18 protein-coding genes are annotated in these 26,082 nt (G+C 68.9%); 9 read left to right on the top strand and 9 right to left on the bottom strand.

Features of this window, described 5'->3' with window-relative positions:
- The coding region (pdxR, locus tag BSE24067_RS28960) for a MocR-like pyridoxine biosynthesis transcription factor PdxR (RefSeq protein WP_174904939.1) at positions 1–1,386 on the top strand (1,386 nt) is incomplete at its 5' end.
- A 155-nt stretch (positions 1,387–1,541) separates the two neighbouring features.
- Entirely contained in the window at positions 1,542–3,743 is a 2,202-nt protein-coding gene (locus BSE24067_RS28955; protein WP_151065699.1) for a penicillin-binding protein 1A, read from the top strand.
- A gap of 8 nt (positions 3,744–3,751) precedes the next feature.
- Here the strand turns inward: BSE24067_RS28955 and BSE24067_RS28950 are convergent, their stop codons facing one another.
- Both BSE24067_RS28950 and BSE24067_RS28945 read right to left on the bottom strand, forming a co-directional pair.
- Positions 3,752–4,852 carry an adenosine deaminase family protein gene (locus BSE24067_RS28950; RefSeq protein ID WP_151065698.1) on the bottom strand — a complete coding sequence of 367 codons (1,101 nt, stop codon included), beginning with the start codon at positions 4,850–4,852 and terminating at the stop codon, positions 3,752–3,754.
- 49 nt (positions 4,853–4,901) lie between these two features.
- The gene (locus tag BSE24067_RS28945; RefSeq protein WP_151065697.1) at positions 4,902–6,251 is read right to left on the bottom strand and encodes an NCS2 family permease; all 1,350 of its coding nucleotides are present in this window, start codon (positions 6,249–6,251) and stop codon (positions 4,902–4,904) included.
- A gap of 94 nt (positions 6,252–6,345) precedes the next feature.
- Between BSE24067_RS28945 and BSE24067_RS28940 the strand changes: the two genes are divergently transcribed.
- On the top strand, positions 6,346–7,257 hold the full coding sequence (locus BSE24067_RS28940) for a LysR family transcriptional regulator (protein WP_151065696.1): 912 nt from the start codon (positions 6,346–6,348) through the stop codon (positions 7,255–7,257).
- Between the two features lie 54 nt (positions 7,258–7,311).
- Here the strand turns inward: BSE24067_RS28940 and BSE24067_RS28935 are convergent, their stop codons facing one another.
- The 4 genes from BSE24067_RS28935 to BSE24067_RS28920 form a co-directional block, all read right to left on the bottom strand.
- Positions 7,312–8,364 (bottom strand): nucleoside hydrolase, encoded by a 1,053-nt coding sequence (locus BSE24067_RS28935; protein ID WP_151065695.1) that lies wholly within the window; start codon positions 8,362–8,364, stop codon positions 7,312–7,314.
- Positions 8,365–8,374: 10 nt separating this feature from the next.
- A complete protein-coding gene (locus BSE24067_RS28930) occupies positions 8,375–9,487 on the bottom strand; it encodes a porin (RefSeq protein ID WP_151065694.1) in 1,113 nt (370 codons plus the stop codon).
- Positions 9,488–9,649: 162 nt separating this feature from the next.
- Positions 9,650–10,600: a hypothetical protein gene (locus BSE24067_RS28925; protein ID WP_420883499.1), complete on the bottom strand. Its 951-nt coding sequence runs from the start codon at positions 10,598–10,600 to the stop codon at positions 9,650–9,652.
- 617 nt (positions 10,601–11,217) lie between these two features.
- Positions 11,218–12,636 carry an MFS transporter gene (locus BSE24067_RS28920; RefSeq protein ID WP_151065693.1) on the bottom strand — a complete coding sequence of 473 codons (1,419 nt, stop codon included), beginning with the start codon at positions 12,634–12,636 and terminating at the stop codon, positions 11,218–11,220.
- Positions 12,637–13,055: 419 nt separating this feature from the next.
- On the opposite strand from BSE24067_RS28920, the gene BSE24067_RS28915 reads away from it, so the two are divergent.
- Positions 13,056–15,518 (top strand): DUF3772 domain-containing protein, encoded by a 2,463-nt coding sequence (locus BSE24067_RS28915; RefSeq protein WP_151065691.1) that lies wholly within the window; start codon positions 13,056–13,058, stop codon positions 15,516–15,518.
- Positions 15,519–15,661: 143 nt separating this feature from the next.
- On the opposite strand, the gene amaB is transcribed toward BSE24067_RS28915, so the two are convergent.
- Complete coding sequence (amaB, locus tag BSE24067_RS28910; protein ID WP_151065690.1) at positions 15,662–17,173, bottom strand: L-piperidine-6-carboxylate dehydrogenase; 1,512 nt, start codon at positions 17,171–17,173, stop codon at positions 15,662–15,664.
- Positions 17,174–17,809: 636 nt separating this feature from the next.
- Between amaB and BSE24067_RS28905 the strand changes: the two genes are divergently transcribed.
- From BSE24067_RS28905 to BSE24067_RS28895, 3 genes are all read left to right on the top strand, one after another.
- A complete protein-coding gene (locus BSE24067_RS28905) occupies positions 17,810–19,390 on the top strand; it encodes an amino acid permease (RefSeq protein WP_151065689.1) in 1,581 nt (526 codons plus the stop codon).
- 133 nt (positions 19,391–19,523) lie between these two features.
- A complete protein-coding gene (locus BSE24067_RS28900) occupies positions 19,524–20,792 on the top strand; it encodes an NAD(P)/FAD-dependent oxidoreductase (protein WP_151065688.1) in 1,269 nt (422 codons plus the stop codon).
- Positions 20,793–20,910: 118 nt separating this feature from the next.
- Positions 20,911–21,585 carry a TetR/AcrR family transcriptional regulator gene (locus BSE24067_RS28895; RefSeq protein ID WP_151065687.1) on the top strand — a complete coding sequence of 225 codons (675 nt, stop codon included), beginning with the start codon at positions 20,911–20,913 and terminating at the stop codon, positions 21,583–21,585.
- 124 nt (positions 21,586–21,709) lie between these two features.
- On the opposite strand, the gene BSE24067_RS28890 is transcribed toward BSE24067_RS28895, so the two are convergent.
- Entirely contained in the window at positions 21,710–23,536 is a 1,827-nt protein-coding gene (locus BSE24067_RS28890; protein WP_151065686.1) for a phospholipase D-like domain-containing protein, read from the bottom strand.
- A gap of 103 nt (positions 23,537–23,639) precedes the next feature.
- A complete protein-coding gene (locus tag BSE24067_RS28885; RefSeq protein WP_151065685.1) occupies positions 23,640–24,398 on the bottom strand; it encodes a DeoR/GlpR family DNA-binding transcription regulator in 759 nt (252 codons plus the stop codon).
- Between the two features lie 202 nt (positions 24,399–24,600).
- Between BSE24067_RS28885 and BSE24067_RS28880 the strand changes: the two genes are divergently transcribed.
- Entirely contained in the window at positions 24,601–24,786 is a 186-nt protein-coding gene (locus BSE24067_RS28880) for a hypothetical protein (RefSeq protein WP_014898378.1), read from the top strand.
- A 325-nt stretch (positions 24,787–25,111) separates the two neighbouring features.
- A complete protein-coding gene (locus BSE24067_RS28875) occupies positions 25,112–25,981 on the top strand; it encodes a DMT family transporter (RefSeq protein ID WP_151065684.1) in 870 nt (289 codons plus the stop codon).
- Positions 25,982–26,082 lie beyond the last annotated feature (101 nt).

The following is a 26,082-nucleotide window of genomic DNA, read 5'->3' as shown; positions in this document are numbered from 1 at the left end:
GGCGACGCGCTGCCGTCCACGCGGCTGCTCGCGGCGGCGCTGCAGGTCGCACGCGGCACCGTCGTGGACGCGTATGCGCAGCTCGTCGCCGAAGGCTTTCTCGAAGCGCGCGGCGGCGCCGGCACGCGCGTCGCGAACGCGCTGGCCGAGCCGGCGCCCGCTGGCGACCCTCCTGCCGCGCGCCCAAGCAGCGCTCACGCCGCCCACGCCGCGCCCACCGGCCTTCCCGAGCCGGCCGCGACGTTCGCGCGGATCGCGCGCGAATTCCGGCCATTGCCGGCCGCGCCGTTCGCGATCTCGGTGCCGGCCGGACTCACCGCGCCCGACGACATCTGGCGCCGGCTCGGCAATCGCCTGCGCGCGCGCGGCGCCGGCGCGCCGTCCGGCTATGCGGATCCGCAAGGCGCATTGCCGCTGCGCGAAGCGATCGCCGATTACGTGCGCCGGTCGCGCTCGGTGCGTTGCAGCGCCGACCAGATCGTGATCACGAGCGGCACGCAGCAAGGGCTGCATCTCGCGAGCCAGGTGCTGCTCGGCGCGGGCGATCGCGCGTGGGTCGAGAATCCCGCCTATCGCGGCATCACCGCGCTGCTCGAGAGCACCGGGCGGCGCGATGCGATGGTGCGCGTGCCGGTGGACGCGGACGGCATCGACGTCGACGCCGGCATCCGCGCCGCGCCGGACGCGCGCGTGGCATTCGTCACGCCGTCGCATCAGTACCCGCTCGGCATGCCGATGAGCATGGCGCGGCGCAACGCGCTGCTCGGCTGGGCGCGCACGCATCGCGCGTGGGTCGTCGAAGACGATTACGACAGCGAGCTGCGTTACGAAGGCTATCCGTTTCCGTCGCTGCAAGGGCTCGATCCCGATCGCGTCGTCTATCTCGGCACGTTCAGCAAGATCCTGTTTCCGTCGCTGCGGCTCGGCTACGTGATCGCGCCCGACGATCTCGTGCCGGCGTTCTGCGGCGCGCGCGTGCTGATGGATCGCCACGCGCCGACCGCCGATCAGCACGTGCTCGCCGCGTTCATCGCCGAAGGTCATCTCGATCGCCACATTCGCCGCGTGCGCGGCGTCTACGCGGAACAGCGCGCGCTACTGATCGACACGCTGCATGCGCGATTGCCCCGCGAGCTCGCGTGGGTCCAGCCGGGCGACCAGGGCATGCACGTCGTGTTGTGGCTCGCGCAACGACTCGACGATCTCGACGTGGCGGCCCGCGCCGCGCAGGCCGGCGTCGCGGTGCGCGCGGTGTCGCCGATGTTCGCGCCGGGCACCGCACGACCGGGCCTCGTGCTCGGCTTCGGCGGGTTCGACCGCGCGCGAATGGAGGCGGCCGCGCAGCGGCTCGCCGATGTGGTCGGCGAAGCGGCCGGCGGCCATTGATCCGATGAATCGCACGCGGCGCGTGCGCGCAAAGATTGTCCGCGGGCAACAAACGTAATCGTCTGTAAATCCTGCAAGGAAACCGGCCTTTTAGTCACAGCCGACGCCGGCCGGTTTGCTAGGATCGCGCCTTTTCCGCTCCCGCTCTCGCCGCCGTGAATCGCTTCGTGCCGTTCGTCCGCAATCTGTGGCTTCGCTGCCGTGGCCGCGCTCGCGTGCTCGGCGCCGCCGCGTGGCAGCACGTGCGCCATCCGACGCGCCGCGGCGTCGTGCTGACGTTCGCCGCAATCCCGGTGCTCGGCCTGCTCGTGCTGCTCGCGTTCGTTCCGCTCACGCCGAGCATCGGCGACATCCGCAAGGCGCGCATCGATCGCCCCGCGCGCGTGCTGTCCGCCGACGGCCAGCTGATCGCCGAGTTCCGGCCGGTGAACCGCGAATGGGTGCCGCTCAAGCAGATTTCGCCGCACATGGTCGATGCGCTGATCGCGACCGAGGACCATCGCTTCTACGAGCATCACGGGCTCGACTGGAAGCGCACGGCGTCGGCCGCGCTCCATACGTTCTCGGGCGACCGCCAGGGCGGCTCGACGATCACGCAGCAGCTCGCGCGCAACCTGTACCCGGACGAAGTCGGCCGCGCGCCGACGCTCACTCGCAAGCTGAAGGAGGCGATCACCGCGCTGAAGATCGAGGCTGTCTACAGCAAGGACCAGATCCTCGAGACCTACCTGAACACGGTGCCGTTCCTGTACAACGCGTACGGCGTCGAGATGGCCGCGCGCACCTATTTCGGTAAATCGGCCGATCAGCTCGACATCGTCGAAAGCGCGACGCTCGTCGGGATGCTGAAGGGCAACAGCTACTACAACCCGGTACTGAACCCCGAGCGCGCAGTCCAGCGCCGCAACATCGTGCTCGGCCGGATGGCCGCGATGGGCATGCTGTCGCCGCGGCAGCTCGCGCAACTGCAGCGCCGGCCGCTGCGCGTCGATTTCGAGCCGCAGACCGCGCAGCCGGGCCCCGCGCCGCATTTCGCGGTGCAGCTGCGCAAGTGGCTGATCGCGTGGGCCGACCGCAACAACTACGATCTCTATTCCGACGGCCTCGTCGTGCGCACGACGCTCGACGCGCGGTTGCAGGACATGGCGACGCAAGCGCTCACGCAGCAGGCCGACCGCCTGCAGGCGATCGCCGACACCGCGTGGCGCGGCCCGTCCGGCTGCGGGCTGCGCAACGACCTGTTTCGCGGCTTCATCCGGCAGACGCCCGACTATCGCGCGGCGCGCGACGCGGGCCTCGCCGACGCGGCCGCGCTGAAGCAGCTCGGCGCGAATCGCACGTTCATGCGCGCGCTGTGCGAGCGCAAGACGCAGGTGCAGGCCGGCTTCGTCGCGATCGATCCGCGCAACGGCGCGATCCGCGCGTGGGTCGGCAGCCCGGACTTCGGCAGCGAGCCGTTCGATCACGTCGTGCAGGCGCGGCGGCAGCCGGGCTCGACATTCAAGCCGTTCGTCTATGGCGCCGCGTTCGCGGACGGGATGCGGCCAGGCGATACGTTCGTCGATCGCCCCGTCGCGATTCCGATCGGCGCACACGCGGTGTGGCGGCCGAGCGACGCCGAGCCGCCGACGGACGCGCCTATGACGCTGCGCGACGGGCTCGCGCTGTCGCGCAACCGCATCACCGCGCAGGTGATGCAGCGCGAAGGTGCGGCGAAGGTCGCGCAGCTCGCGCGCGCGATGGGCGTGCGCGACAGCCCGCTCGACGCGGTGCCGTCGCTCGCGCTCGGCACGAGTCCGGTCACGCTGAAGGAGATGGTGGCCGCGTACGGGACGATCGCGAACCGCGGCGTGTACGTCGCGCCGCAGATGATCACGCGCATCGAGGATCGCGACGGCAAGGTGCTCGCCGCGTTCGGCAGCGCGCCGCCCGAACGCGCGCTGCCGGAGGCCGCGGCGCAGACGCTCGCCGATACGATGCGCAGCGTCGTCGATTACGGGACGGGCGCCGACATCCGCGCGCGCTACGGAATCCGCATCGACGTCGCCGGCAAGACCGGCACGACGCAGGACAACACGGACGGCTGGTTCATCCTGATGCATCCGCAACTGGTGGCGGGCGCGTGGGTCGGCTTCGACGACGGCAGCGTGACGCTGCGCAGCGACTACTGGGGCGCGGGCGCGCACAGCGCGCTGCCGATCGTCGGGTCGTTCTACGAGGCGGCGCTGCGTGCGCGCGTGATCGATCCGCATGCGCAGTTCTCGCCGGACTTCCGGCCGCGCAGCGGGCCCGCGCCAGCGCCCAGGCGCCGTGCACAGCATTCGGGCTTGTTCGACTGGCTGAGGATTTTCCGCTGATTGCGCGCTCAGCTCGCAGCGAGCGTGGCGGCCAGCGCGTCGTATTCAGCCACCCACGCCGCACGCCATGCGGCCTTCGTCGCCTCATCGATCCACGCGCCGTCGATCCCGTTCAGCATGAATTGCTTCAGGTCGGCGATGCCGAAGCCGAAGTGGCTGAACATCAGCTCCCACGCCTCCGACGGATTCACCTTGTGCAGCGTCGGGTCGTCGGTGTTCGGATGGATCTTCAGCCCGAGGCCCGGCATCTTGCGCATCGGATGCAGTTCCGCCCATTGCTCCGGCGGCAGCGTGCGCAGGTAGTACGAATTCGTCGGCACGACGGTGAAGACGATCCCGCGCTCCGCGTAGCGTGTGCACAGCTCGGGGTTGTCGACGATCGTGTAGCCGTGATCGACGCGATCGACGTGCAGCAGGTCGACCACCGTCTCGACGTTGCGCCACGGCATCCCGAACTCGCCTGCATGTGCGGTCGTGCGGAACCCGGCCGCGCGTGCATCGCGATACGCCTTCCAGAACAGCTCCGGCGGACGATCGTTCTCGCGATAGTCGATCCCGAGCCCCGCGACTTCGTCCGCACGATTCGCCTTCATCCATTCGACGATCGCGACCGCTTCGTCCGGATCCTGCTCGCGGTCGATGCTCGGAATCAGGCGCGCACCGATCCCGAAATCGCGTGCCGCATCGCGAATCGCCGTCACGATCGCGGCCTGCGCATCCGCATACGGAATGCCCGACACGCGCACGGTTCCCGTCGGATTCCAGAAGAATTCCGCATGCCGGACGTTGTGCGCGGCCGCATCCTCGAGATACTCGTACGCGATCCGATGCAAATCGTCGGGCCGCGTGAGCAGATACCGGTCGAGCGCGCGCAGCACGTGCAGCACGCCGACCGGCTTCTCGCCGCGCGCATAGAACGCGTCGATCTCCGCGCGCCCGATCGGCGCGAGGCTGCGCTCCGCGAGCGCGACGAACGTGTCGTGCCGCACCGCGCCGAGCAGGTGGCAATGCAGCTCGACCTTCGGCAGCGCACGGAAGAAGGCCCGATGCGCGGGCGTGATGTCGATGCCCGTGCGCGCGGCCGGGACGTTGCCTGGTGTTCCGTTCATTTCAGTCTCTTTCTTTGCGGTGTTGCCGATGCGTCGTCGAGGCCGCCCGTCAGTGCGGCTTCACGACGGTCCAGAAGTAGTAGCCGAGCGGCAGCGCGAGCACGACGAGGCCCCACGACACGTCGCGCCGGCGGCCGGCCAGCAGCTTGACGAGCACGTAGCACAGTAGCCCGCCCGCGATGCCGGTGCCGAAGCTGTTCGACATCAGCGTGAGCAGCACCATCGACATCACGGGCAGTGCATCGGTGAAGTCGTCGAAATGCGTATGGCGGATGGTCGCGAACATGGACAGTCCGATCAGGATCAGCGCCGGCGCGGTCGCCTCCTTCGGGATCGCGAGCGCGACCGGCACGAACAGCAGCATCGCGGCAAACAGGACGGCCGCGGCCAGCGACGACAGCCCGCTGCGCCCGCCGGCTTCCACGCCCGCCGCCGATTCGATCAGCGCGGTCAATGCGGGAATGCCGAACACGGGGCCGAGCGTCGCGGCGAGCGAATCGACCAGGAACGGCCGGTTGATGTTCGGCAGGTTCCCCTGGCCGTCGAGCAGGTTCGCTTTCGCGCCGACCGCGAGCGCGGTGCCGAGCGTCGAGAAGAATTCCGCCGCGAAGAACGCGAACAGGTACGGCGCGGCGGCGACGGTCAACGCGCTGCCGATGTCGAGCTTGAACGCGATCGGCGCGATGCCGTGCGGCAGCGACACGAACGACGCCGGCAGGTGCGTGACGCCGAGCGGCACGCCGGCGGCGGCCGCGACGAGAATCGCGATCAGGATCGCGCCGGGCACCTTGCGCGCCTGCAGCGCGATCGCGACCGCGAGGCCGATCAGCGCGACCAGCGCGCCCGGCCGCGAGAAATCGCCGAGCGCGAACGCGTTGGTCTTCGCGTTCGCGACGACCATCCCCGCGTTGCGCAGCCCGAGCATCGTCACGAACAGGCCGATCGACGCGCCGAGGCCGAGCTTGATCTGCACCGGAATCAACCGCATCACGACGCCGCGCGCGCCGAAGATCGTCAGCAGGAAAAACAGCACGCCCGATACGCACGCGATGCCGAGGCCCGTCTGCCAGCCGACGTGCTCCGTCGTCGCGAGCGTCACGCCGATGATCACCGAGCCGCCGATGCCGGGGCCGACCAGGAACGGCAGGTTCGCGTAAAGCCCCATCAGCGTGGTGAACAGCACGAACACGACGATCGTCGCGGTCGTCGCCGCGCCGCGCTCCATCCCGCCCGTCGCGAGCAACGAAGGAATCACGACGAGCAGGTAGGCCGCCGCGAGAAACGACGTGACGCCGGCGATCGCCTCGGTGCGCACGCTCGTGCCGCGCGCGGCGAGCGCGAAGCGCCGTTCGAGCCAGTTGGCCGGCGTGCGCGCCGGCATCGTGTCAGTCGCTGACATGGTGGTTCTCCTGTGATTCCGAATATTGTCCTGTGCCGGTTCGCGCAACGCGGTCTTATACTGCCGCGTACCGCCTCCCGACCGTACCGTTCCGATGTCGTCCGATCGCTCGTCGCTGCTACCCGCACTCACGTTGCGGCAGGTCCAGCACTTCGTTGTCCTTGCGCATGCGCGCAGCTTCACGCAGGCCGCACAGGCGCTGTCGCTCACGCAGCCAGCGCTCACCGCGTCGATCCGCCAGATCGAGTTCCTGCTCGGCGGGCGCCTGTTCGCGCGCAGCGCGCACCGGCTCACGCTGACTTCCGCGGGCGAAGCCGTGCTGCCGCTCGCCGAGCGTCTGCTGAACCAGGCGCGCGGCACCTTCGACGACATGACGCGGCTCATCGGCGAACGCATCCAGACGGTGCGGATCGCGTTCATCCCGTCGGTCGCGGGTCGCCTGCTGCCTGCGCTCAACGCGCTGCGCGGCACGCATCCGGCGCTGCGCTTCACGCTGACGGACTTGCCGAACAGCGCACTCGTCGAAGCGGTGCGCGACGGCGTCGCGGATCTCGGCATCGGCGTGCGCGAACCAGACGGCGACGACGGCACGCTGCGCTACCGGCAACTCTTCGAGGACGAAATCGTGATCGTCGTGCGGCACGACGATCCGCTCGCGGGCGCGAAGAGCGTCACGTGGGCGAAGCTGGTCGATCGCGAGCTCGCCGTGTTCGTGCGCGGCAGCGTCAGCGAGTCGCTGCATCGCACGGGCGGCGCCGAGAAGCTGCGTCTGAACGTCGCGTACCGGATGGAATACACGGAGCCGCTGTACGCGCTCGCGCGCAACGGTCTTGCGACCGCCGTGCTGCCGAGCCTCTACACGATGCATCTGCACGATCCCGAACTCGTCGCGCTGCGCGTCGAGAAGCCGCGCGTCACGCGCGCGATTTCGCTGATTTCGCTCGCGGCCGACGACCGCGGCCCGCACGTGCGCACGTGCCGCGAATGGATCGCGAAGCGCATCTGATCCGGGCCGCCGCGCCGCGTGTCGCGCCGCACGCAGCTGCGCACGTCGCGCCGCTCACGGCAGCTTCGCGATACGCTCGGTGAGCGTCGCGTAGAAACGGTCCGCATCGACCTCGTTGATCCACGTCGCGTTCGCCATCCGGCCGCTGCGCCCGTTCCAGTCGACGACCGTCTCGCCGAGCGTCCACTGCCCGGCCGTCTCGACCATCACGTTGACCTTGCGTCCGTTGAACAGCGTCGGATCGACGAGATAGCCGACCACGGTCGGGTCGTACATCGGCGCGTCGTCGACGCCGCGCCGCTTCCTGTTGTACGCGAGCTCCGCTTCCATGATGTCCGCGACGATCGCGCCGCAGCGGTTGCCGAGCGCGCGCAACGGCGCGACGCGTGCCGGCGTGATCGGCGCCTTCACCGCGACGTCGCGCGGCAGCACGACGATCGGCACGCCGCTGCCGAACACGACTTCCGCCGCCTGCGGATCGACGTAGATGTTGAACTCGGCAGCCGGCGTGATGTTGCCGCGCTCGAAGAACGCGCCGCCCATCAGCACGATCTCGCGCAGCGCGCCGCGAACCTGCGGCGCTTCCACCAGCGCGGTCGCGACGTTCGTCAGCGGCCCGAGCGCGCACAGCGTCACGCTGTTCGGCGCGGCACGGCCCAGCGTATCGACGAGGTACGACACCGCATGACCGGCCGCGAGCGGCGCGCGCGGCTCGTGCAGCGTGACGCCTTCGAGGCCGGTCTTGCCGTGCACGTTCGCGGCCGTCACGAGCTCGCGCACGAGCGGACGCGGACAGCCCGCATGGACGGGCAACGTCGTCGTGCGGCCGGCCCAGTCGCGGATGATCCGCGCATTGCGCTCGGTCAGCTCGAGCGGCACGTTGCCGGCCACCGTGGTCAGCGCACGCACGTCGAGGCGGTCCTGCGCGCCCAGCGCGAACAGGATCGCGATCGCGTCGTCCTGGCCGGGGTCCGTATCGATGATGACGGTGCGGCGCGCGGCGTCGCCGCCGGCCGCGAACGCGCCCGTTTCGGGCAGCAGCGCGGTGCCGGCCAGCGCGGCGGACAGTTTCAGGAACGTGCGGCGGGAGGCGATCGGATGGGTCATGGTCGGGTTCTCAGAACACGTGGCGGATGCCGAGCGTCGCCATCATCTGGCGCGTGCCGGTCGAGCGCGCGTACGCGAAGATCTGCGCGTGGTCCGCGTCGCCGGCCGCCTGCTGCGCGATCACCGTCAGCGCGACGTCGGTGCGTTTCGACAGGAAATAGTCGGCCTGCAGGTTCACCTGGTGCCATTTCGGCCGCTTGTCGATCACGTCGTACCTGCCGTTCGTGAACGCATACGCGGCGCCGAGAAAGAGCTGCGGCGTCATCGTGTAGACGACGTTCACGCCGACGTTCTGCAGGTGCAGGTGCGAATGGTCGAGGTAATCGTAGCGCACGTCGGTGAACATCGCCGCGAACTGCGCGCGGCCGATCGTGTAGAAGCCGCCCGTGCCCGCGATCCGCTGCCGGCTCGCGAACACCGCCGGCGACGTCGCGCTCTTCGCGAAGATCAGCAGCGGCGACGCATAGTCGTTCGCGATCGCGCCGTCGGGATTCGTGCTGCTGTACGGATGGTTGTACTGCGCGTACACCGCGCTCCAGCGCAGCGGGCCGCGCTCGTAGCCGAGGCCGAAGCTGTACGCGCTGTTGTTCGCGAAGCCGGTCGCGTTGCTGAAGCCGTACAGCGCCGTGAACTTCAGGCCGTAGTAGACGGGGCTCACGTACTTCACCGAGTTCTGCACGCGGATGTCGTTGTAGCCGTTGTCGTTGTCGCCGATGTTCACGCCGTTGCTCGCGATGATCACCGGCCCGATGTAATCGTGGATCGCGTCGTATTGACGGCCGAACGTCAGCGAGCCATAGGTGCGATCGGCGAGCCCGACGTACGCCATGCGCCCGAACTCGCGGCCGTTCTGCGCGGCCGTGCCCGTCATCACGTTGAAGCCGTTTTCGAGCTGGAAGATCGCCGACAGTCCCTGGCCGAGATCCTCCTTGCCCTTCAGCCCCCAGCGCGGGTTCTGGTTCGTGCCGGACAGCGCCTGCCACGCGTTCTTGCCGCCCTGGTTGGTCGCGTACCCGACACCGGCCGAGATCAGACCGTACAGCGTGATGCTGCTTTGCGCGCAGGCATGGGTCGCGAAGGCGCCGAGCATCGCGAGCGGCGCGAGCTTGTGGAGAGTTTTCATGCGGTCGTATCGTCGGTGAGGATCCGGGCGCGGCAAGATTCCGCGAACTGGCCTCGACTATACGAACCGCGATCGGATAATAAAAGTTTGCTTTTCTTATGCGTCAATAAAACGGATTTATTCTCATCCGCCGGCCTTCCGAGGCGGCGGACCAGCCGTTCGTCAGTCCGCCGTGTCGCCGTTCTTCGGCAGTTTCGACCATGCGTTTCGGCCCGGCGCCGGCGACCATGCCGGACGCGTCTTGCGTTCGCTGTCGATCACGACCAGGTAGCGGCCGGCGATCGGTGTGATGTCGCGATCGTGGCGCAGCACCCACAGCGACTTGCCGGCCTCGACGCGCGCCTGGTAGTCGTCGTCGAGGATGCCGTGGCGGTCGAGGAACGTGTTCAGCGAAGCCGGGATGCGCACGCAGCCCTTCGAGTGCCGGATGCCGAGCAGCGGTTCGAGGTGGTCGGGATCGGTCGCGTGCATCTGGAAGCGCATCGGCGACTTGCCGCCCTTGCCCCAGCCGCGCTCGCCGTCCACCCAGCCGAAGTCGTAGATGCGCATGTCGCGCTGGCCGTAGCCGCGAATCCCGTTGTCGTTGGTCGTGCCTTCCGCGCGGAAGTCCATATGGTCGGGCGAATGGTGGAACACGCCGAGCGGCGTCAGGAAATGATCGTACTGGCCCGGCCAGCCGGTGGCGACCGGCGACGCGCCGATCATCAGCCACGCATTCTTCGGCGTCGCCCGGAAGTAGATGAACAGCGCCTGCACGTTCGGCGCGCGATCGACCATCACGACGTATTCGCCGGCGAGGTCGCCGAGGTTCGCGTCGTCGAGCGCCTTCTGAAGACGCTCGCCGTATGCGCGCTGTTCGCTCGCGGGCACGTTCAGGCGCCGCGTAACTTCCCGCGTGAAGCGCTCGCGCATGCCGATCGCGCGCGCGGTGGCGTCTTTCGCTTCGTCGGCCGACAGCGGCGGATGCCTGCGCGGCGGCGTCGGTGCGGCGGCTTCGGCTTCGCTCGCCGGCGTCCCGGAGGCCGCCGACGCAGGCGATGCGGGCGATGCTGCCGATGCCGCTGACGCCGGCGATGCAGCGGACGCCGCGGAAGCCGCCGATGCGTCGCTCACGGACGACGCATGATGCACGGCGGATGCTGCGGACGATGGTGTCGCTGCCGACGCATGCGCGGCCGAACCCGGACGCACGGCCGACGCAGTTGATGAGGATGGCGTAGCAACGGATGACGATGCGCCGGACGCGGCCAGCGCGGGCCGCTCGACGAGCATGAGAATCGGGAGGGCGGCAGCGAGCCACACGGAAGCGACTGCGAAGGTACGGCAACGCGGCTGGGACAACCGCCGCGCGAGGGCGGAAAGTATCATGCGATCGAGGCCATCGGCCGAACCGGCTGCCGCACGCGGCGACAGCACGCTTTCCGCGCGAGCCATCGACACGCCGGACCCATCCTGTGCATCCGGCGCCGACGCCTCTTCGCGGTGGAACCGTTCGCGCATGCAACGCGTCCGGCCCGATGGCGGCTAATGAGTCGTCAGGTCTTTCATTCTACCCGTGCGAACACGCGTCCGCAGGGGCGAACCCTCCGTTTTGCGCGGGTTTTGCGCTTGGTCACGCTTTGTTTCAATTCGTTGCCGGTTACGCCGCCGCATCGCACGCTGCTGCGTCCGCGATTGACGGCCACGCTCGTGCGCCACACGCGACATTCGAGCGCGCTAGCGTCCGCCGCCTACTTCGAAATGGTTTCGAGCGCGATGCCCTTCGTGCGCGGCCCCATGAACCCGATCGCTGCCATCACGACGACCATCGCGCCGGCGATGAACGCGAACACGCCCAACGTGCCGAAGCCTTTCAGCACGGCCGCGATCACGAACGACGAGAAGATCGCCGAGAAGCGGCTCCACGAATAGACGAAGCCCACCGCGCGCGCGCGGATCGACGTCGGGAACAGTTCGGCCTGGTACGCATGGAAGCTGTACGACATGATGTTGCTCGCGAGCGTGAGGCCGATGCCGAGCACGATCAGGAACGCGCCGATCGTCGTCTGGCTGAACGACAGCCCGCAGACGACGATCGCCGCCGCCATCGCGACGATCACCGACTTGCGCTCGAAGCGGTCGGCGATCACGAGGCCGATCAGCGGGCCGAGCGGCGCCGCGAGCGCGATCACGCTCGAATACATCAGGCTCGACGTGATCGTGATGCCCTGCTTGATCAGCAATGTCGGCACCCAGTTCGCGAAGCCGTAGAAGCCGACCGTCTGGAACACGTTGAAGATCGTCATCATGATCGTGCGGCTGCGATACGGCGGCACCCACATGTCGCGGAAGCTGCCGCGCGGCGGCACCGGTTCGGCCGGCGCGGGCGGCGGCAGCGGCTTGCCGTATTCGGCTTCGACCTTCGCCTCCAGCGCGCGCATGATGCGGTCCGCTTCGTCGACGCGGCCCTGCTGCGCGAGCCAGCGCGGGCTTTCCGGCAGCTCGCGGCGAATCCACCACACGAACAGCGCGCCGTGCGCGCCGATCAGCACGACCCAGCGCCAGCCGTCCAGGCCGAACGGCGCGTGCGGCACGAGCAGATATGCGAGGAACGCGACCACCGGCACCGCGACGAAGCCGACCGCCTGCTCGCACGCGAACGCGCGGCCGCGAATCTGCTTCGGCACGAGCTCGGAGATGTACGTGCCGATCGTGACCATCTCGACGCCGAGCCCGAGACCGACGACGAAGCGCCAGAAGTTCAGCCCGCCCGCCGTGTCCTGAAACGCCATCACGACGTTGGCGGCCGTGTACCACAGCAGCGACCACGTGAAGATCGCGCGGCGGCCGAAGCGGTCCGCGAGAAAGCCGCATGCGATCGTGCCGATGAAGAGGCCCGAGAACAGCGCGGCGATGAAGCTCGCGACGCCCGTGGTGCCGAACAGCCCGTGCGTCGTCGCCGACAGGATCCCGCCTTTCACGAGGCCGGGCGCGATGTAGCCGCTGTACAGCAGATCGTAGAGTTCGAAGAAGAAGCCGAGGCTCAGCAGCACGACGAGCTTCCAGACGCTGCGGGTCGGCGGCAGGCGGTCGAGGCGCGCCGAAATCGAGCCGGGGTCGATGGAAGAGGACGAGGCGGCTGTGTCGGGAAGGCTGTCCGTTGAGACCATCTTGGTCGTGTCTCCTGATCGTGTCGTGTGTCGTTGTGCGGCGGGTGAGCGGCCCGCCGTCGGATGATTCGCTGCATTGTACCGGCACGCCGCACCACCCGCGTGGCGTCGCGAACCGGTTCCGGCACCGCGTTTTCGCGTTGGACAATATGTAAATTGCGTAACCGTCTGTCGGTGTCGCAAGGAATGCCGGCGTCGTGAAATCGGGCTCAACGACCGTGCGCGGAACCGGCTCGGCCCCGCCGCCATGGGCGCGCGGCGGCCTTGCGGCACACAGAAAGCCCATCCGGCGCGCAACGCCCGCGCCCCCCGATCGGCACGACCGCCGGCGCCGCACCCCGGTAACATGCTACCGGGCCAACTCCCGGCTTCCGGGTGCCTTTCAGCATTCGGCATCGTCGGCAAAACGTAAGCATTCCATGTCCATACAACGACTCTCCACGTACGCACGCCGGATCGCGCTGTTCGCGCTGCTGCAGTTCGCGGCGGTCGCGACCGCGTCCGCGTTCCCTTCGGCAGCGTCCGCGCCGGGCGCGAGCGGCGTCGGCGTCCCGGTGCCGACCATTTCGCTGAGCGACGCGGTCGCGCAGCTCAAGCAGATGCAGGTGCAACAGGACCGCATCAAGCAGCAGACGTCGACCGCGACCAACAGCAAGGAGCTCGACGAACTCGGCGACGCGACGCAGGAACTGAGCGCCGACGTCGACAAGCTGCAGAGCCAGCTCGTGCCGCAGCGCACGCAGGTGCAGGCGCAGCTCGACGTGCTCGGGCCGCCGCCGGCGCCCGGCGCGTCGCCGGAAACGCCCGCGGTCGCGCAGCAGCGGGCGGCGCTGAACGCGCGCAAGGCGCAGATCGACGCGGCGCTGAAGCAGGCCGTCGACCAGAAGGCGAACCTCGCGAACCTGAACGACCAGTTCGCGAAATTGCACCGCAGCCTGCTCAGGAACCAGCTCGCATTCCGTTCGGGCAGCATCTTCGGCGCGCAGTTCTGGCTGCCGCTGTTCCATCTGTCGCCGGACGACGTCCAGCGGCTCGACGACTTCAACGACGAACTGCGCGACATGCTGCGCTCGTCGTGGACGCCCGGCCAGCGCGCGATCACCACGCTGCTGCTGATCGCCGCGCTCGCCGCGTGGCTCGGCGGCCGCCGCATCGTCGAACGCGGGCTCGCATGGGTGTGCCTGAACCGCCTGCCGCCGACCCGGCTGCGACGCAGCGCGCTTGCGCTGTCGACCGCGCTCGCGACGCTGCTGGCCACCGCGGTCGCCGTCCAGATCCTGTATCTCGCGCTGGCCCGCCACTACGAGCTCACGCCGTCGATGACCGACCTGTGGGACCAGTTCGCGAAGCTCGCGGTGACGTGCGCGCTGATCGCCGGTCTCGGCCGCGCGCTGCTCTGCACGAAGCATCCGTCGTGGCGGCTGCCCGCGCTCGCCGATCCCGTCGCGCTCGCGATGAAGCCGTTCCCCGGCGTGCTCGCGGCGCTGCTGCTGATGTCCGGCACGCTCGAATCGATCAACCGGATCGTCGACACCAGCCTGTCCGTCACGCTGTTCGGCCGCGGCATCGTGTCGCTCGTCGTCGCGCTGACCGTCGGCGCGTCGATCCTGCGCGCGAATCGCGTGCGCAGCGCGCTTGCCGCATCCGGCGAGGCGCCCGAGGACCGTTCGACGCTCGCGGGGCTGATCCACGCCGGCGTCACGCTCGCGATCGTCGTGTCGCTGGCCGCGCTGCTGATCGGCTACATCACGGTTGCGCGCTTCATCACGTACGAGCTCGTGTGGTTCGAAATCGTGCTGTGCAGCGTCTACATCCTGACGCAGCTGACGCGCGACGCGAGCGAGAGCCTGTTCTCCGCGAACCTGTCGACCGGCAAGCAGATCAAGCACCTGTTCGCGCTCGACGATCGGCATCTCGAGCAGGCGCACACCGTCGTGTCGGGCCTCGGCACGAGCCTGCTGATGCTGGTCGCGGCCATTGCGCTGCTGACGGGCGGTTTCGGCACGACGCCGAGCGACCTGCTCGACAGCGCGATCGCGATGATCGGCGGCCAGCGGCTGCAAAGCCTGAACATCATGCCCGACCGGATCCTGAACGCGGTGATCGGGTTCGCGATCGGCTTCTACCTGCTGCGCTCGGTGCGCCGCTGGCTCGACGGCGAGTTCATGCCGGCGCTCGGCATGGACGCGGGCATGCGCGTGTCGCTGATCACGCTGTTCACCAACGTCGGCTACGTGCTGCTCGTGCTGATGACGCTGGGGTTGCTCGGCGTCAAGTGGAGCAACCTCGCGTGGATCGTCAGCGCGCTGTCGGTCGGTATCGGTTTCGGCCTGCAGGAGATCGTGAAGAACTTCGTGTCGGGGCTGATCCTGCTGACCGAGCGGCCGGTGAAGGTCGGCGACATGGTCAGCATCGCGGGCGTCGAAGGCGACATCCGCCGGATCAATGTGCGCGCGACCGAGATCCAGCTCAGCGACCGCTCGACCGTGATCGTGCCGAACTCGCAGCTGATCTCGCAGAACGTGCGCAACGTGACGATGGGCAACAGCACGCAGGGCGTCGCGACGCTGATGCTGACGTTCCCGCTGAATACCGACCCCGAGCAGGTGCGCGACCTGCTGCTCGACGCGTACCGCGAACATCCGGCGATTCTCGACAAGCCGGCGCCGTCGGTCACGTTCAGCCAGCTTGCGCCGGACGGGATCACGCTCAGCGTGACCGGCTACGTGTCGAGCCCGCGGATTGCAAGCTCGACGAAGAGCGATCTGCTGTTCGAGATCCTGAAGCAGTTGCGCGCGGCGAAGATCACGCTGTCGACGCCGCAGGTGCTGGTCGTGCAGAACATGCCGGCGGGCGACGGCGCAGCGCGGCACGAATCGTGAGCGCGTGATCAGCGGGCGCGCTTGCTATCCAGCGTCGCGTCGCGCCACCGCTCATTGCCGAAAACGACAAGGGCCGGTCACCGCTTCCGCGGCAACCGGCCCTGTTCATTCGACTGTCAAGCGCCCGCAGGGCGCGCGCACCATTACACGTCGAACTTCACCCCCTGCGCCAGCGGCAGCTGCCGGCTGTAGTTGATCGTATTCGTCGCACGGCGCATATACGCCTTCCACGCATCCGAACCCGACTCGCGACCGCCGCCCGTTTCCTTCTCGCCGCCGAACGCGCCGCCGATTTCCGCGCCGCTCGTGCCGATGTTCACGTTGACGATCCCGCAGTCGCTACCCGCCGCCGACATGAATTGCTCGGCCTCGCGCATGTCGTTCGTGAAGATCGCCGACGACAGGCCTTGCGGCACCGCGTTGTGCACCTCGATCGCATCGTCGAAGTTGTCGTAGACCATCACGTACAGGATCGGCGCGAACGTCTCGCGCTCGACCACCGCCGACTGCTTCGGCATCCGCACGATGGCCGGACGCACGTAGTACGCGTCCGCGTGACCGACGTCGACGCGCTCGCCGCCCTTCACTTCGCCGCCCTGCTCGCGCGCATCGGCCAGCGCCTTCTGCATCGCGTCGAACGACGCGCGATCGACCAGCGGGCCGACGAGCGTGCCTTCCTCGAGCGGGCTGCCGACCTTCACCGACGCATAGGCCTTCTCGATGCGCGGCAGCAGCTGATCGACGATGCTGCGATGCACGATGAGGCGGCGCAGCGTCGTGCAGCGCTGGCCGGCCGTGCCGACCGCCGCGAACGTGACGGCGCGCACGACGAGATCGAGGTCGGCGCTCGGCGCGACGATCATCCCGTTGTTGCCGCCGAGCTCGAGGATGCCGCGCGCGAGACGCTGGCTCAGCACCTTCGCGACTTCCTGGCCCATCCGCACGCTGCCCGTCGCGCTGACGACCGGCACCTTCTTCGACGACGTCAGCACCTCGCCGACGTCGCGCATGCCGAGCACCAGCTGATGCAGGCCTTCCGGCGCGACGCCCGGATGCGTGTTGTCGAATTCGCGCAACGCCTTGGCGAGCAACTGGTGGCATGCGATCGCGGTGAGCGGCGTCTTTTCCGACGGCTTCCACACGACCGGATCGCCGCACACGAACGCGAGCGCCGCGTTCCACGCCCACACCGCGACCGGGAAATTGAACGCCGAGATCACGCCGCACACGCCAATCGGGTGCCACGTCTCCATCATCCGGTGGCCCGGGCGCTCGGACGCGATCGTCAGGCCGTACAGCTGACGCGACAGGCCGACCGCGAAATCGCAGATGTCGATCATTTCCTGCACTTCGCCGAGGCCCTCCGACGTGATCTTGCCGGCTTCGAGCGTGACGAGGCGGCCGAGCTCGGCCTTGTGCTCGCGCAGCACGTTGCCGAACACGCGCACGAGTTCGCCGCGCACCGGCGCCGGCACCGTGCGCCACTTGAGGAACGCTTCGTGTGCGGCGTCGATCTTGCGCTCGGCGTCCGCGGGCGAATCGACCGCCAGCGTCGCGAGCGTCGCGCCGTCGAGCGGCGAACGCGCGGTCAGCGCATTGCCTTTCCACTGGGCGAGATCGATGTCGAGCGCAGCAAGAATGTCGTTGAATTGCATCACTTCCTCTTCAGGGACAGATTGATCGGTGCGGCGGCAGCGCCGCCCGCGTGATTCGATTGGAGCGCGTTCGCGCGCCCTGTGCAAGCGGATACACCGCGCGGCAGGCCTGGTGCGCCGCACGGCGCATCGCGCGGCGTCCCGCCGGAACCCCGGCCGGACGGCGCGCCCCAGCCTCGCGAGGGACGATCCATGAGACACATTGTCGGTGGCCACAAGCCCGGCCGCTATTGATATTAACTCACGACTTCATTCCGAAAACGCAACAACCGGGCAGGACAAACACGCCTGTTTCGGCATCGCCATATGACGCGTCTCAAGCCCGCAGCCGGGTGGCCCGGCCGCATGTGCGGCGCCGTCAGTTGATGACAAAGTTGCATCACCCTGTGCGGAAATATCGTTTGCCGCACGTGCGGCGCACACACACAATCGGGGCGGCGTCGAGGTGCACCGCACCCGGCGCGCCGACGGCCGCCGAACGGCGGCCGGACGACAGGCGAAGGCGACGCGCGTCGCGGCCCGGCCAGAGCAGGCGCGAGCCGGATCCAGCCCCGCGCCGCTGCGCGGCCGGCGGCCGGCGATGCGTCACCCTTCGCAGCCAAAAAACAATCCCGGAGACAGCGCCCAGCACCCGCCATGCATTCAGATGCCCGCCCCGACTCGCCCCGTCCGTCCGGCCCGCCGCCCGCGAAGCCGTCCCTCCACCGCAGCCTGCAGGCGCGCCATCTGCGGATGATCGCGATCGGCGGCTCGATCGGCACGGGCCTGTTCGTCGCGTCCGGCGCGTCGATCTCGCAGGCCGGCCCCGGCGGCGCGATGCTTGCGTACATGCTGATCGGCCTGATGGTGTACTTCCTGATGACGAGCCTCGGCGAAATGGCCGCGTTCATGCCGGTGTCGGGCTCGTTCGCGACCTACGGCGCAAAGTTCGTCGACGAAGGCTTCGGCTTCGCGCTCGGCTGGAACTACTGGTACAGCTGGGCCGTGACGCTCGCGGTCGAACTCGTCGCCGCGCAGCTCGTGATGCACTACTGGTTTCCGCACGTGCCGGGCGTCTGGTGGAGCGCGATCTTCCTCGTGCTGATCTTCGCGCTCAACGCGCTGTCGGTGCGCGGGTTCGGCGAAGCCGAATACTGGTTCGCGCTGATCAAGGTGCTGACGGTGCTCGCGTTCGTCGGCGTCGGCCTGCTGATGATCTTCGGGATCATGCAGGGCGGCCCGAGCGCGGGCTGGGGCAACTTCACGATCGGCGACGCGCCGTTCGCGGGCGGCTGGGCGACCATGCTCGGCGTCGCGATGATCGCGGGCTTCTCGTTCCAGGGCACCGAAATGATCGGCGTCGCAGCCGGCGAATCGGAAAATCCGCGCACGACGATCCCGCGCGCGGTGAGCCAGATCTTCTGGCGGATCCTGCTGTTCTACGTGCTCGCGATCTTCGTGATCGGCGTGCTGATTCCGTACACCGACCCGAGCCTGCTGAAGAGCGACGTGACCGATATCGGCGTGAGCCCGTTCACGCTCGTGTTCCGCCATGCGGGCCTCGCGTTCGCGGCCGGCGTGATGAACGCGGTGATCCTGACGGCCGTGCTGTCGGCGGGCAATTCGGGCATGTACGCGTCGACGCGGATGCTCTACAACCTCGCCGTCGAAGGCCGCGCGCCCAAACTGTTCGCGAAGCTGTCGCCGGGCGGCGTGCCGCGCAACGCGCTGTATGCGACGACCGCCGTCGGCGCGCTGTGCTTCCTCACGTCGCTGTACGGCGACAAGACGGTGTACCTGTGGCTGCTGAACACATCGGGGATGGCCGGCTTCATCACGTGGCTGGGCATCGCGATCAGCCACTACCGGTTCCGCAAGGGCTTCCTGAAGCAAGGCTACCGGCTCGACCAGTTGCCGTACCGTGCGAAGTGGTTCCCGTTCGGCCCGCTGTTCGCGTTTGCGCTGTGCGCGATCGTCGCGCTCGGCCAGGACTACCAGGCGTTCCTCGCGGACAAGATCGACTGGGCCGGCATCGCCGCGACCTACATCGGCCTGCCGTTCTTCGTCGCGATCTGGCTCGGCTACGCGCTGGTGCGCAAATGCCGGCTGGTGCGTTACGAGGACATGGAAATCGCGCCGTGGATCGAGCGCAATGCGACGCCCGGCACCACCGAACAGGCCGGCGCCGGCTATCCGGCCTACGTCGCGGCCCCTGTCAACCCGACGCCGGGCGCCTGACGCCCGGCGTGCGCCGGCCGCCGCTCGACGTCGGCGGCCGCTGCGCCGAATGCCCGATTCGACGCGGCGCGCGCGTTCAGGCAAGATCGACGCACGCCGCCCGTTTTCCGCCGTTACGAGTCACCGAACACGCATGCAGAACTTCTACGAAGCCACCGTTACCCGCCAACCTTATCCGCAACTGAGCGGCACGATCGACACGCAGGTCTGCATCGTCGGCGGCGGCCTCGCCGGCCTGTGCACGGCGCTCGGCCTGGTCGAGCGCGGCGTGCGTGACGTCGTCGTGCTCGACGGCGAGCGGGTCGGCTTCGGCGCGTCGGGCCGCAACGGCGGCTTCGTGTTCGGCGGCTACAGCCTCGACAACGCGGATCTGCTGCGCACGCTCGGCCGCGACGAAGGCCGGCGGCTGTACCGCCTGACGGTCGATGCGGTCGACCTGATCCGCGCGCGGATCGCCCGCTACGGAATCGACTGCGACATCGTCGACGAAGGCGTGATGCTCGCGAACTGGTTCGATGATCCGTCGCGGCTCGACGGCGTGCGCACGCTGATGAAGCAGGAATTCAACGTCGACTGGGAGCCGGTCGCGACGGACGCGCTGCGCGCCCGGCTGAAGACGCAGCGCTATTACGGCGGCCTGTTCGAGCCGAACGCGTTCCACTTTCATCCGCTGAAATACGTGCTCGGCGTCGCGGCCGCCGCGTCGCGCGGCGGCGCACGCGTGTACGAACGCTCGGCCGCGCTCGGCACCGCGCGCGAAGGCGCCGGCTACGTGGTGCGCACCGCGCACGGCACGGTACGCGCGAAGGACGTCGTGTTCGCCGGCGGCGGCTATGCGCGCGGCGTGTCGCCGCGCATCGAGCGCGCGGTGCTGCCGATCGCGACCTACGTGATCGCGACCGAGCCGCTCGGCACGCGGCTGCCCGACGCGATCGACGCGCCGTACGCGATCTACGACACGCGCTTCGCGTTCGACTACTACCGTCCGCTGAAGGACACGCGCATTCTGTGGGGCGGCCGGATCTCAGTGCTCGACCGCGGCCCCGACGCGATCGCGCGGCTGCTGCGGCGCGACCTGCTGCGCGTGTATCCGCAGCTCGACGGCGTGAACGTCGACTACGCATGGGGCGGGCTGATGAGCTATGCGCGGCACAAGATGCCGCAGATCGGCCGCGACGCGGACGGCGTGTGGCATGCGATCGCGTTCGGCGGCCACGGGATGGCGCCGACCACCGTCGCCGGCGAAGCGCTCGCGGCCGCGCTGGCCGGCGAACGGCCCGTGCCGCAAGGCTTCGCCGCGTTCGGGCTCACGCGCACGTTCGGGCTGGCGGGCCTCGCCGCCGCGCAGCTCACGTACACCGCGTACCAGGCCCGCGACGCGCTCGCGTCGTACCGGCGCTGAACGTCGGCGGCGACCGCGGAAATCGCGCGGCCGATTAGAGCGTCAGGTCGGCCGGGCGGCGATTTCCTGCATGCTAGAATGATTTCTCCATGCCGCCGCGAACCCACAACAAAGTCACATGAAAGCTGGAAGCAAGGCCGCCACGTCCGAAAGCCGCGCGCTTGCGACCGATGCGCGGCGCAAATACGATCCCGAGCAAACCAAGCGCAACATCCTCGACGTCGCCACGCAGGAATTTTCCGCGATGGGCCTCGCCGGCGCGCGCGTCGACGCGATCGCCGAGCGGACCAACACGACGAAGCGGATGCTCTACTACTACTTCGAAAGCAAGGAAGGCCTGTACGAGGCCGTGCTGGAGAAGGTGTACGGCGACATCCGCGAACTCGAGCAGGAACTGCACGTCGGCGACATGGAGCCGCGCGAAGGCATGCGCCGGCTCGTCGAGTTCACGTTCGACTATCACGACAAGCACCGCGACTTCGTCCGCCTCGTGTCGATCGAGAACATCCACGGCGCGAAGTATCTCGAACAGCTGAAGTCGTTCAAGAACCGCAACGTCAGCATCATCAAGACGCTCGAGGAACTGCTCGAGCGCGGCGCGGCGAGCGGCGCGTTCCGCAAGGACATCGACGCGTTCGACCTGCATCTGCTGATCAGCTCGTTCTGCTTCCACCGCGTGTCGAACCGCTATACGTTCGGCGCCGCGTTCGGCCGCGATCCGTCGGCGCCGCGGCTGCGCGCGCGGCATCGCGAGACGATCGCCGACACCGTGCTGCGCTACGTCGCCGCGTAAGCCCACCGCACCACTCCGCCCGAAGGCCCGCTGGCGAGCGACGAACTCGCCGTCAGCCACACGCCCCGGAACGACACCGTACTGCGTGCAACCGGCATGAGCCGCGCGCACGCCGCCCGTCCGTTCAAGCCACCCGGCGCCGGGCGGGCGCGGCCGTCGAATCCGCCGGCACGCTCGACGCCAGCGCGATCCGCGCCTTCTCTTCCGGACTTCCCGCCACGTAATACTTCTTCGCCCAGCGCGAATCCGGCGCAAGCGCAAGCTGCCGCGGCCCACCGGCGCCACGCCGCTTCGTTTCGATCGACAGCGCCCGCGCGCGATAGTGTTCGTAAAGCCGCAGGAATTCCGCGAGATAGATCGCCGCGATCCGCGTGTCGCGGATCTCGAGCAGGTTCTCGTCGTTGTACTGCTCCGAGTTGCGGCTCATGTTCGCCGAGCCCGTATAGACGATCGGGTTCGCGCCTTCCGCATCGATCACGATGAACTTGTGATGGATCACGACCGGCGGATACGCCGGCGCCGCTTCACCCGGAAACAGGCGCAGCTCGGGTTCGAAACCGTGCGGCACCGTCGCCGGCGAGAAATACGCGGCGTCGATCACATCGCGGCGGTCGCGCCGGCGATGGTAAAGCTCGAGGTTGGCGAGCGTCGCCGCATCGAGCGACTGGCCGTCGCGCTGCGCGGCATCGGCCTTCGTCGCGCTGCCGGCGTTGATGCGGTTCACGAGCCCGAACATCATCAGCCCGCGGTCGCCGGCGGCGAAGCACGCATCGCGCAACGCCGCATCGGTCGGCATGAACAGGCAGAACGACACCGAATGCCGCGCGGCCTCGATCGCGGCGACGATCGTATCGATCTCGGTGCGCTGCCCGGCCGGCTCCGGCGAAAACGCGACACGCACCTGCGCGCTCCCGATCGTCAGCGGCCCGGACCAGCCCGGCGACAGCTTCGCCGTCGCCGCGATCGGCGGATTCGCGGCCAGCGCATGGGCGCGCGCGTTGTACAACGCGGCAAGCGCGGGCGAATCGAACGCGTGCAGCACGTTCGCCTGCTCCGTCAGTCCTTCGGTCGTGAAGTTCGCGGAACCGGTCAGCACGCGCGCGGGCGTCGCCGCGGGTGCGCCGCTCGCCGGCGCGTCGGTCACGATGAACTTGTCGTGCATGATGTGCGTGCGATCGCGCGGCGCCAGCGTCGCGAGGCCTTGCAGCGCGTCGACCGCCGGCTGGTTCGGCGACGGCAGCGGCGGCTTGCCGTTGCGCGCCGTCGTGTGCGCGTCATAGACGATCGCGAGCGACGCCGCGCCATGCTTGCGCCCGAACGCTTCGAACGCCGGAAGCGCCCATAGCGTGTCCGTGAGGTGATAGACGGCCGACACCGCACGCGACGCGGGGCCGAGCATCTCGGCGAACACCTGCTCCATGTCGTTCGCAAGCCACGTACGCAGCTTCAGCGCCTGGTCCGCGCTCGGCGCCGCATCCGGCGCGAGGCCCAGCGCCGCGACCTGCTTCGCGAATGCCTGCGAGCTCACCACCGCCCGGTTGAACCACGTGCCGATGCCGTCGACGATATGCGCGGGCAACACGACGTCGCACGTGCCGGCTTCCGCGTCGAGCACGCGCAACTGCTCGGGCGTGCCGACGACGGGGAAAACGTCATAGCGGAACGACGCACCGCGATCCTGCGGATCGATGCGTGCGTCCCACCACATGAATTTCTGGATCGGCGCCTGATCGGTCGGCGCGTCGCCCTGCGTGTCGGCGGCCGGGCCGTCGAACGTGAGCCGGTTCGGCAGCCAGCTGTTCGGCGCGCGCGTCTTGCCATCGGCCGACCGGAAACCCGGCGTGCGCCGGATCGCAAAGCCGAGGAAGTCGCGGCGCGCCGCCGCGGCCGGCCAGTCGAAGGCCAGCAGGACGAGGGTCGGGGAAACGTAGCTGCGTACGCTGACGGTCATTCAGTGCTCCTGGCGCGTGGCCGATCGACGTGAATGGGTCAGTGTCGACAGCGGTTTTTCCCGCGCGATGACCGTTCGATGAACGTTGTGTGTCGGCTCGGCGTCAGTCGCACACCAGCAGCTCGATGCCGCGGGCCGTCAGCGCGCGGCGCACGGTCTTGTCCGGCGTGCGTTCGGTGACGAGATAGCGGGCCGCCGACGTGCCGTTGATCCGCACCGGCGTCACGCGGCCGAACTTCGAATGATCGGCGACGATGATCGCCGTGCCGGCCGCCGCGATCATCCGGCTGCGCACTTCGGCGGCGAGCCGCGAGTAGTCGGTGCAGTCGCCGTCGGCGGTGATGCCGCCCGCGCCGACGAACGCGAAATCGACGTGGTATTGCGCGAGCTGCTGGATCGTATCGAGCCCGAACGTCGCATCCTCGTCGTCGGACAGTTCGCCGCCGAGCAGCGTCACGCGATTGCCGTTGCGCCGCGCGAGCACGAACGCGGTGCGCCAGTCGTTCGTGTAGACCGACAGCCGGTGCCGGTCGGTCAGTGCGAGCGCGACCGCATGCGGCGTGCTGCCCGAGTCGATCAGCACCGACGCGTCGTCGGGGACGAATTCGGCCGCGCGCCGGCCGATCGCACGCTTCGCGTCGGCGTGCGCCGCTTCGCGCTCGGACAGGCTCGGCTCGCGGCGGTCGGCCGCCAGCGCGCCGCCGTGCGTCATCACGAGCAGGCCGCGCGCCGCGAGCGCGTTCAGGTCGCGCCGCACGGTCTCGCGCGACACGTCGAGCGAGCGCACGAGTTCGGCAACCGACAGCGCGCCCGATCGTCCGAGCTCCGACAGGATGTATTGATGACGTTGTTCCGCCAGCATCGCGATCCGCCCGAGGCGACTGTAATGGGTAAGCCGATCATTGTATTACGGGCGTTTGACCGCCATTTGACGGCCGCGCGGCCCACGGCCCGCGCGTTTCCCGAAAGCGAAATTCAGTATTGCCCGATGCGCGCGAATGGGTGCGGCGAGCGATTGCTAAACTTTGCGTTTCGCCGAACGACAGACCATCAAGGGGCGCGCAATGTATCGCAAAGGCAGTGTGATCGAAATCCAGTTTTCGCCGGAACGGCTCAACGACGGGGCCGGCGATCCGTACTGGATCGACCTGACGCTCGACGAGGCGCGCCGCTTGTACGAACAGCTCGCCGCACGCTTCGCGACCGACGCGCGCGCGAACCAGCCGCTCGACACGTTCTCGCTCGACTGAACTCCGGTTCGTTGCGCGCGCCACGGCATGCGTTGATGCGGCAGCGTGCGCGTCGGGCCGGCCTCCAGCCGCGCCGCGCGCACGCCAGCACGCCGTTGGCGCCGCACGTACGCACGCGCCGCTTGCAGCCAAACACGCACGCAAGCGTGGCGCGCGTCCGCCGCCCCAGCCGCGAGCTCGCAGCCAGCACCGGGCACCGCGCGGGCGTCGGGTACGTACCGCCCACGCCGCGAGCGAGTGCAGAATCCGACAAGACGGCCGCACCGCTTCGTCCGATACTCGTCGACTTCACGATTCGTCCGGCCGCATCGCGGCCCGCCCCTGCATGCTGACCTCGCTCGTCGCCGCGGCTTTCGTCGCGCTGTGGTCCACCGGCTTCATCGTCGCGCGGGCCATCAAGCCCTACGCCGATCCGAACCTGTTCCTGCTCGCGCGTTTCGCGGGCACGGCCGCGCTGTTCGGCCTGGTGGCACTCGCCGCGCGCGCGCCCTGGCCCGCCCGCCGGGAATGGCCGCGCCATCTGATCGCCGGCGCGCTGCTGCAAGGCATCTATCTCGGCGCCAGCTACTGGGCCGTCGCGCAAGGGCTGAACGCGGGCGTGATGGCGCTGCTCGGAGCGCTGCAACCGCTCGCGACCGCCGTGCTCGCCGTTCCGCTGTTCAACGAGCGGCTGCCCGCACGCGGCTGGCTCGGCATGGCGCTCGGGCTCGCCGGCGTCGCGCTCGTGCTCGCGCCGAAGGTCGCGGGCGGCGTCGCGGCGGCGCCCGGCGCCGCGCCCGCGTGGTTCGTCGTCGCGGTATCGGTGCTGTCGGTCGGCTCGATCACTGCGGGCTCGCTGTACCAGAAGGGCAGGCTCGCGCAGAACGACTTGCGCACGGCCGTCGCCGTGCAGAACCTCGGCGCGGCCATCGTTGCGGCCGTGTTCGTCGCGCTGCTGCACGAAACGCGGTGGATCGGCGCGCCGGCGCTGTGGATGTCGCTCGTGTGGGGCGTCGTGTTCCTGTCCGGCGGCGCGGTCACGATGCTGATGTGGATGCTGCGGCGCGGCAACGCGGCGCGCGCGACGTCGTTGCTGTTCCTCGCGCCGCCGCTCGCCGCGCTGCAGGGTTATTGGTTGTTCGGCGAAACGCTCGCGACCGTCCAGCTCGCCGGCTTCGCGCTCGCGCTGGCGGGCGTCGTGCTCGCGCGGCGCTGAGTTGACTCGCGCCACCGCGATCCCCCCGCCGCCGCCCGTTGCACCATGAAGATGCACCGCGTCTCGCCGATGCAACGCGCGGGCGCCCGATCGCATGCCGC

This window comes from Burkholderia latens (genome assembly GCF_902499045.1).
Taxonomy (GTDB): Bacteria; Pseudomonadota; Gammaproteobacteria; order Burkholderiales; family Burkholderiaceae; genus Burkholderia; species Burkholderia latens.
This window is presented reverse-complemented; position numbering and strand designations above follow the sequence as displayed.

Bases quoted from the DNA above. Each gene is read 5' to 3' on its own strand.
- BSE24067_RS28950 (WP_151065698.1), bottom strand. From the start codon at position 4,852: ATGAACGGAACACCAGGCAACGTCCCGGCCGCGCGCACGGGCATCGAC.
- BSE24067_RS28945 (WP_151065697.1), bottom strand. From the start codon at position 6,251: ATGTCAGCGACTGACACGATGCCGGCGCGCACGCCGGCCAACTGGCTC.
- BSE24067_RS28940 (WP_151065696.1), top strand. From the start codon at position 6,346: ATGTCGTCCGATCGCTCGTCGCTGCTACCCGCACTCACGTTGCGGCAG.
- BSE24067_RS28935 (WP_151065695.1), bottom strand. From the start codon at position 8,364: ATGACCCATCCGATCGCCTCCCGCCGCACGTTCCTGAAACTGTCCGCC.
- BSE24067_RS28930 (WP_151065694.1), bottom strand. From the start codon at position 9,487: ATGAAAACTCTCCACAAGCTCGCGCCGCTCGCGATGCTCGGCGCCTTC.
- BSE24067_RS28920 (WP_151065693.1), bottom strand. From the start codon at position 12,636: ATGGTCTCAACGGACAGCCTTCCCGACACAGCCGCCTCGTCCTCTTCC.
- BSE24067_RS28915 (WP_151065691.1), top strand. From the start codon at position 13,056: ATGTCCATACAACGACTCTCCACGTACGCACGCCGGATCGCGCTGTTC.
- amaB (WP_151065690.1), bottom strand. From the start codon at position 17,173: ATGCAATTCAACGACATTCTTGCTGCGCTCGACATCGATCTCGCCCAG.
- BSE24067_RS28905 (WP_151065689.1), top strand. From the start codon at position 17,810: ATGCATTCAGATGCCCGCCCCGACTCGCCCCGTCCGTCCGGCCCGCCG.
- BSE24067_RS28900 (WP_151065688.1), top strand. From the start codon at position 19,524: ATGCAGAACTTCTACGAAGCCACCGTTACCCGCCAACCTTATCCGCAA.
- BSE24067_RS28895 (WP_151065687.1), top strand. From the start codon at position 20,911: ATGAAAGCTGGAAGCAAGGCCGCCACGTCCGAAAGCCGCGCGCTTGCG.
- BSE24067_RS28890 (WP_151065686.1), bottom strand. From the start codon at position 23,536: ATGACCGTCAGCGTACGCAGCTACGTTTCCCCGACCCTCGTCCTGCTG.
- BSE24067_RS28885 (WP_151065685.1), bottom strand. From the start codon at position 24,398: ATGCTGGCGGAACAACGTCATCAATACATCCTGTCGGAGCTCGGACGA.
- BSE24067_RS28880 (WP_014898378.1), top strand. From the start codon at position 24,601: ATGTATCGCAAAGGCAGTGTGATCGAAATCCAGTTTTCGCCGGAACGG.
- BSE24067_RS28875 (WP_151065684.1), top strand. From the start codon at position 25,112: ATGCTGACCTCGCTCGTCGCCGCGGCTTTCGTCGCGCTGTGGTCCACC.